The organism is Oceanobacillus saliphilus (assembly GCF_023522835.1).
GTDB lineage: Bacteria > Bacillota > Bacilli > Bacillales > Amphibacillaceae > Oceanobacillus > Oceanobacillus saliphilus.
Map to the genome: position 1 here is coordinate 1 of NZ_JALCZU010000131.1, position 271 is coordinate 271.

The window sequence follows — 271 nt, forward strand, 5'->3', positions numbered from 1 at the left end:
GCGCGAGCTACTCGACCTGCTGGTTGCCCGTAATATTGACCTGCGCGGCATTGAAATTGCCTCGCTGGGCCGCATCTACCTCAACTTTTCTGCACTGGAATTTGACGCATTCAGCAACCTGATGGCGGAGATTCGCCGTACACCGGGCGTGACAGACGTTCGCACCGTGTCTTTCATGCCGTCTGAACGTGAACATCGCGCGCTGAGCGCGCTGCTGGTGGCGATGCCCGAGCCGGTGTTCTCCCTCGACCTGAAAGGTAAAGTCGAACTG

Annotated in this window: 1 protein-coding gene; it reads left to right on the forward strand. The window is 58.3% G+C overall.

What is annotated here, in order from left to right; genetic code table 11:
• On the forward strand, positions 1-271 hold a 271-nt coding region (locus MN204_RS20690), incomplete at both ends, for a hypothetical protein (RefSeq protein ID WP_249872938.1).